Here is a 6156-nt window from a genome sequence, read left to right as displayed (position 1 = left end):
TGCAGCGCCGCGCGTATCACCGCGCGTTTCACCGAATAGATCGAGGCGAGCTCGTCCTCGGGCAGCTTTGTGCCCGGTGCGAGGCGGTGGCTGACGATGGCGTCGCGCAGGCCGGCATAGACCGGAAACCAGCGCATCGTCGGCTTGTCGCCATCCCGAGTCTTTGGTCCAAGCAGGTCCATCGTCTCATTGTCCCGGCGGTCGGATCGCATAGCGGCGCGAACACCGCATTTCCGGCCGGACATCGAACATCCTGTGTGGGAATGTCAACAATTTTGCACGCATCAGGATACACGGCCGGAGGGCGAAAAGTGCGCAAAGATTCCGGCGAAGGATTTTTCGAGTGGAACCTGGTAGCCGCCGCGCTTCGAGGTCGACAGGCCAAGGCTGACGAGGCTCTCGCAGAGTTGTACCGCGCAGGCGACGCCGTCGAGCACAGGAAGGCCATGTTCGCGGCTGAGCGCGGCGGCGAGGTCGGCCATGCCGGCGCATCCCAGCACAATCGCTTCGGCCCGGTCGTCGCGGATGGCGCGCTCGATCTCCTCCGAAATTCGATCGCGGGCGTTAGAGCCGGGCACTTCGAGCTCCAGAACGGGAACGTCGCTTGCCCGCACCCTGGCGCAGCGGCTGGCGAGGCCGTAGCGCACCAGATTGTGCTCGATCGCCGGCACCGAACGCGACAGCGTCGTCACCACGCTGAACTTGCCGGCAATTAGGCTCGCCATGTGAAACGCCGCTTCGCCGATGCCGACCACCGGCATCTCGCCGACGCAGCGTACTGCGTCGAGGCCGGTGTCGTCGAAGCAGGCGATGACGCAGGCGCTCGCCGCCGGATGTCTCTGGATCTCGCCGATCATTCCCGGGATGGCGAAGACCTCGTCGAAATAGCCTTCGACGCTCGGCGGCCCGTCCTTCGGATTGACGGCGATGATCCTGGTGCCGGCCGAAGCCGCGCCGCGCGCCGCCTCGCCGATCTTTTCGGTCATGGACGCGGTGGTGTTGGGATTGACGACGAGTATGTCCATTTGCGCTTTCATATTTCGCCGCCGAGATAGAGTTTCTTGACCCGGTCGTCGCCAAGCAGCTCAGCCGAATGTCCCGCCAGCGCGATCTTTCCGGTCGTCAGTGCGTAGGCGCGCTGCGAGATGCGCAGCGCCATGCGCGAATTCTGCTCGACTAAGAGAACGCTGACCTTTTCGTCGCGATTGATCGCCACGATGGAGCGGGCGATGTCCTGGACGAGCTTCGGCGCGACGCCGAGCGAGGGTTCATCGAGCAGCAGAAGCTTCGGTTTGGCCATCAGCGCCCGCCCGATCACCAGCATCTGCTGTTCGCCGCCGCTCATCGTGCCCGCCGTCTGGGAATAGCGTTCCTTCAGGCGCGGAAAGCGCCCGAGCACCATGTCCAGCGTCCTGGCGATTTCGGCCTTGTCGGTGCGGGTGAAGGCGCCCATCATCAGATTGTCGCGCACCGTCATGTAGGAAAAGACGCGCCGACCCTCCGGCACCATGGCGATGCCCATCCTGACCAGCTCGTCCGGGCGCGTTCCGTCGATGCGGTGGCCCCGAAAATGAATCTCGCCGCTGCGGACTTTCTTCAGGCCGGTGATGGCGCGCAGGATCGAGGATTTGCCCGCGCCGTTCGCGCCGATCAGCGCGACGGTCTCGCCCTCGTTGACGTTGAGCGACACGCCCTTCAGTGCATAGACATGGTCGTAGTAGAGTTCGACGTCGGAGACTTTCAGCAGTTCGCTCATGGCTAAAATCCGATCGTCTCATCTTCGGCGCCGAGATAGGCCTCGATGACCTTTTCGTTCTCCTGGATTTCCTTCGGCGTTCCCTCGGCGATTTTCACACCGAAGTTCAGGACGACGATGCGGTCGGAAATGTTCATGACGGCGGGCATATCGTGCTCGACCAGCAGGACAGTCACGCCGCGCTTGCGCACGCCGCGCACCATCTCCACCGCGCGCACGGTTTCGTCATGGTTCATGCCGGCGAAGGGCTCGTCGAGCAGAACAACGGTCGGGTTCGTGGCGAGCCCGATGGCAATCCCGAGCGCGCGCAGATGGCCGTGCGGCAGCGTGCTGGCGATCTCATGCCGTTGCACGCCGAGATCGAGGAAGTCGATGATCTCGTCGGCCGAGCGGCCGAATTCATCCTCGTCGCGCCGTGCGGTGTTCGTGCCGAGATAGAAGCCGGCAAGGCTGGCATTGGAACGCAGGTGATGCGCGATGATGACATTGTCGCGCACCGTCATGCCCTTGAAGATCGTCGTCTCCTGGAACGTGCGCACTACGCCCTTCCGGGCGACGATATGCGGCGCCAGGCCTGAAATCCGCTCTCCCCGGAATAGCACTTCGCCCGAGGTCGGATTGAGGAAAGAGGAAATCAACTTGAACAGCGTCGACTTGCCGGCGCCGTTGGGGCCGATGACGGAGAGGATTTCGCGTTCGCGGACCGCGAAGGAAACATTGTTGACCGCGACCAGCCCGCCGAAGCGTTTGGTCACGGCCTTGATCTGGAGAAGCTCAGTCATGGTCCTAGCCCTGCTTCTTGCCGAACAGCCTGAGGCTGAGCAGGCCGTTGGGAAGGAACAGCATCAGCGCGATCAGCACCGAAGAGAAGATCAGCAACTGGAACTCGCCGGTCTCGAACAGGAAATCCCAGCCAAAATAGAGCACGAAGGTGCCGATCATCGGCCCGAAGACGTGGCCGAGCCCGCCGAGGAAGCAGTTCAGCATGAAGTTCACCGAGTCGGTGACGGTGAAGCTCGACGGATAGATCGACTGCGAGATGGCGACGAACATCGCACCGCCGAGACCGCCGAGGAATGAGGAGATGGCGTAGGCGATAACGCGCAGATAGGCGATGTTGACGCCGATCGAGGAGGCCAGTTCCTCGTTCTGCTGCAACGACTGGCAGAGTTTGCCGATGCGCGAATGGACTAGGCGGTAGAGCGCCGCAAAGCAAAGCACCATCAGCACAACCGACACCAGATAGAAGGCGGGACGCGGATTGGCGAGCGTCGCGAAATCTGGAAGGATGGTCAGCCCGAAGATCGAGATGCCGCCGGGGAGCGGAATGCTGACCATGCCCTTGGCTCCGTTGGTGATCGGCAGCGCCAGCGCGAGCAGCCGCGCCACTTCGGTCAAAACCAGCGTGACCATGGCGAAATAGACGCCGCGAAGCCTGAGGATGGGCAGTCCGATCAGCACGCTTGCAGCGGCGCAGAATAGCCCAGCCAGCGGCAGTGTCAGCCAGAACGACACACCGTACTGGACGACAAGAATGGCCGAAACGTAGCCACCCATAAGCGCGAAGGCGCCCTGGCCGATATTGATGCGGCCGATGTAGAAAGTCACCCACACTCCGGCGCTGGCGATGCTGAGCAGCGCGACCGAGGTCAGCGTGTAGTAGAGGTCGAGCCGACCGGTCGCCTCGATCAGCCAGGGCACGCCGACGAGTACGACCAGCATGAAGACAGCGACGGCGAGGATGTTGCGTGTACGCTTCATGTCCATCACCCCCACGGCTTGCCCATGAGCCCGTTCGGGCGGATGCTCAGGAACACCATCAGCGCGGCGAAGATGACGAGATAAGTGACGTCGCCATATTGGCGTAGGACCGTCAGGCCGACCGATTCCATCATGCCGAGGATGAAGCCGCCGGCGATCGCTCCGCTGACCACGCCGGCCCCGCCGATCATCACCATCAGGAACGCCTTGATCGAGATCGGCCCGCCGATGCCCGAATTGACGCCGGTGATGGCGACCAGCAGCCCGCCGACTATGCCGGCAAGCATGGCACCGAGCGCAAAGCCGATCATCGAATAGCGGTCGACCTCGACGCCCATCAGCTGCGCCGCGACCCGGTCCTGCGCCAGCGCCCGCATGGCGCGTCCCGGCTTGCTGTACTGCATGAAAAGCACGAAGGAGGCGATGAACAGTATGGCGAGTGCGCCGACCAGCAGCCGGTCGTAAGGCATTATGAGGCTGTCGGAGACGAAGACGCCGTTGACGATCTTCGGCACGCCGCGCTGCTTTTCACCGAACAGGAGGAGGATCACGGCGTCGAGGAAGAATGCGACCGCTGCCGCGAGAAGCATCGTACTTTCCTCCCGCACGCTTCGCTTAATCACCGTTCTGAAAAGGAATTTCTCGACCAGCGCTCCAATGACCAGCAGCGTGATCCCGGACGCGACGAGCGCGACGACGAAAGGCATGCCGAGCTGGCCATAGACCGTGTAGGTGACGAATCCGCCGAGAACGTACATCTGCCCATGGGCAAAGTTAAGCACGTTCATCAGCGCGAAGATCAGGGTCAGGCCGAGCGCGATCAAGGCGTATTGCGCGCCAAGATAGAGCCCGTTGGCGATGACTTGTTCCATCAGAATGTTTCCGGCCGTTCAGAGGCTGAAGACGAATGCTCGAGCCTCTGCGGCAATCCGCTTCGGTGCAGTTGCGTCAATCGACTTCAGCGACGAAGAGCGTCTCGAACTTGCCGTCGCGGTATTCCGTGACCACCATCGGGACCGAAAGCTGGCGCTTCTGGCCGAACGACGTCATTCCGACATAGGTCAGCTTGGCATCGTCCTTCAGGTAGGGATTGGGCGCCGAGAAAGTGTCGATCGTCTTCTTGAACTCCTCGACATTGTCGATCGCGGCCGGGTTCGCCTTCAGTGTCTCGATGATGTATTCGAGCGCGTAGACCTTGGTGTTGGACTCGTCATTGTATTCGCCGAACATTTTCGTATAGCGGTCGACGAACTCCTTCATCGTGTCGGACGCGATTTCGGGCGTCGATGCGCCGCCGACTGAGATGAAGCCGTTAGCCAACTCGCCCGCGCCCTCTTCCAGCACCTTGGCGTCCTGCGCCGTTTCGGTGGAGATCAGACCTTCGTAGCCGAGCTCGCGCGCGGCGCGGATCAGCAGCGGCGCATTGCCGGGCGCGACCCCCGAAAGCACCAGCAGGTCCGGTTTTTGCAAAACGATCGGCGTCAGTACCGGCGTGAAATCGCGGGTATCGTTTTGGTAGACATCCGTGGCAGCCACAACCTCGAGCCCGAGCGCCTTTGCCGCGGCAACACCGCCATCCCGCTGGCTCAGCGGATCGGATTCGTTGGCGGCGACAAAGGCAACTTTTTTCACGCCCCTGTTTTCCATGAGATATTTGTAGATCGCCGGAGCCGACTGATAGTTGGCGATCATGCCGAGCACGGCGTTGGACGCCGGCGGGGTGTAGAGTTCCTTCGGGAATGCGTAGGGAAAATAGATGATGCCCTTGGATTCTGCCACGGGACGCACCGCCGCCGCGCCGTCGTCGACATTCGGACCGACGACATAGTGGATGCCCTCCTGGGCCATCTTCTCCATGCCGGCGATCGCCCGCTTCGGGTCCTTCTGGTCGTCGAAGGTGACGATTTTGATGTCATAGGTCTCGTCACCAATCTTCACACCGCCGGTTTCGTTGATCCAGGCGGCGCGCGTCTGCATCGAGCGGACGTTGGATGTGCCCCACGCAGCGGCCGCGCCACTCGTCACGCCGACAAAGCCGATCTTGAGTTCCTTGTTGGCGGCGTGCACCGCGATTGTGCCGCCGGCCATGATTGCCAGCGCGGAGACGGCGCCGCGCGCCGCGGATGTGATTATTGAACGTCTGTTGATCATTGTTCTTTCCCCTTTGGAGGCCGCGCATTGTTGCGACAGAACTCGACCGATACGCGGACTTTGTGAGTGAAGGCTCAAATCAATCACCTGTCAACAAAACTTTCTCAGATTGTTGACAATCTTGTGAGCGGCCGTAGATGAAGAACGTAGGACCGATCGCGGTTCGGTGCTTTGCTCGAGGGGTTCGTGGTGTCGGAATTCCTGAAGCTCGCATCGTGGTCAGAGCGACGGGTGTCTTTCTCACACTACCGGACCGAGGATTAGGACGAGGTCGGCGTCGTGATCGAGGGTCGACGCGGTCGGGTCGTCGGTATCGAGGTGAAGGCCTCCGCAACGGTTCCGCAGGACTTTCGGGGATTGCGCCAGTTGCAGGAAGGAGTCCGCGATCGTTTTGTGCGCGGGCTGGTGCTGCACGACCATCACCGTGTGACGACGTTCGGCGAAAAATTGCAAGCTGCACCGCTGTCGGTTCTGTCGTCGATGTAAAG

At 61.7% G+C, this 6156-nt stretch carries 7 protein-coding genes and 1 pseudogene; all 8 read right to left on the bottom strand.

The annotated features are described in order from the left end of the window. A pseudogene (locus E5W87_RS32580) lies at positions 1-182 on the bottom strand (GntR family transcriptional regulator); the annotation flags it as partial. A gap of 102 nt (positions 183-284) precedes the next feature. Continuing rightward, a complete protein-coding gene (locus E5W87_RS32575; protein WP_292407199.1) occupies positions 285-1025 on the bottom strand; it encodes an aspartate/glutamate racemase family protein in 741 nt (246 codons plus the stop codon). A gap of 8 nt (positions 1026-1033) precedes the next feature. Further along, positions 1034-1756 carry an ABC transporter ATP-binding protein gene (locus E5W87_RS32570; protein ID WP_023797265.1) on the bottom strand — a complete coding sequence of 241 codons (723 nt, stop codon included), beginning with the start codon at positions 1754-1756 and terminating at the stop codon, positions 1034-1036. A 2-nt stretch (positions 1757-1758) separates the two neighbouring features. After that, a complete protein-coding gene (locus E5W87_RS32565) occupies positions 1759-2538 on the bottom strand; it encodes an ABC transporter ATP-binding protein (RefSeq protein WP_292407194.1) in 780 nt (259 codons plus the stop codon). Positions 2539-2542: 4 nt separating this feature from the next. Continuing rightward, complete coding sequence (locus tag E5W87_RS32560) at positions 2543-3517, bottom strand: branched-chain amino acid ABC transporter permease (protein WP_292407192.1); 975 nt, start codon at positions 3515-3517, stop codon at positions 2543-2545. Between the two features lie 5 nt (positions 3518-3522). Continuing rightward, positions 3523-4389, bottom strand: a complete 867-nt coding sequence (locus E5W87_RS32555) for a branched-chain amino acid ABC transporter permease (RefSeq protein ID WP_123145977.1) — start codon at positions 4387-4389, stop codon at positions 3523-3525. A 76-nt stretch (positions 4390-4465) separates the two neighbouring features. Further along, a complete protein-coding gene (locus E5W87_RS32550; protein ID WP_292407188.1) occupies positions 4466-5668 on the bottom strand; it encodes an ABC transporter substrate-binding protein in 1203 nt (400 codons plus the stop codon). A 240-nt stretch (positions 5669-5908) separates the two neighbouring features. Further along, positions 5909-6156, bottom strand: a 248-nt coding sequence (locus E5W87_RS32545) for a hypothetical protein (RefSeq protein WP_292407185.1), incomplete at its 5' end; no start/stop codon positions are given.

Origin of the sequence: Mesorhizobium sp. (assembly GCF_004962925.1) — a bacterium.
Taxonomy (GTDB): domain Bacteria; phylum Pseudomonadota; class Alphaproteobacteria; order Rhizobiales; family Rhizobiaceae; genus Mesorhizobium.
Note: the sequence above shows the minus strand (reverse complement) of the source record. Positions and strands in the feature narration are given on the sequence as shown.

Bases quoted from the DNA above. Each gene is read 5' to 3' on its own strand.
- E5W87_RS32575 (WP_292407199.1), bottom strand. From the start codon at position 1,025: ATGGACATACTCGTCGTCAATCCCAACACCACCGCGTCCATGACCGAA.
- E5W87_RS32560 (WP_292407192.1), bottom strand. From the start codon at position 3,517: ATGAAGCGTACACGCAACATCCTCGCCGTCGCTGTCTTCATGCTGGTC.
- E5W87_RS32570 (WP_023797265.1), bottom strand. From the start codon at position 1,756: ATGAGCGAACTGCTGAAAGTCTCCGACGTCGAACTCTACTACGACCAT.
- E5W87_RS32550 (WP_292407188.1), bottom strand. From the start codon at position 5,668: ATGATCAACAGACGTTCAATAATCACATCCGCGGCGCGCGGCGCCGTC.
- E5W87_RS32555 (WP_123145977.1), bottom strand. From the start codon at position 4,389: ATGGAACAAGTCATCGCCAACGGGCTCTATCTTGGCGCGCAATACGCC.
- E5W87_RS32565 (WP_292407194.1), bottom strand. From the start codon at position 2,538: ATGACTGAGCTTCTCCAGATCAAGGCCGTGACCAAACGCTTCGGCGGG.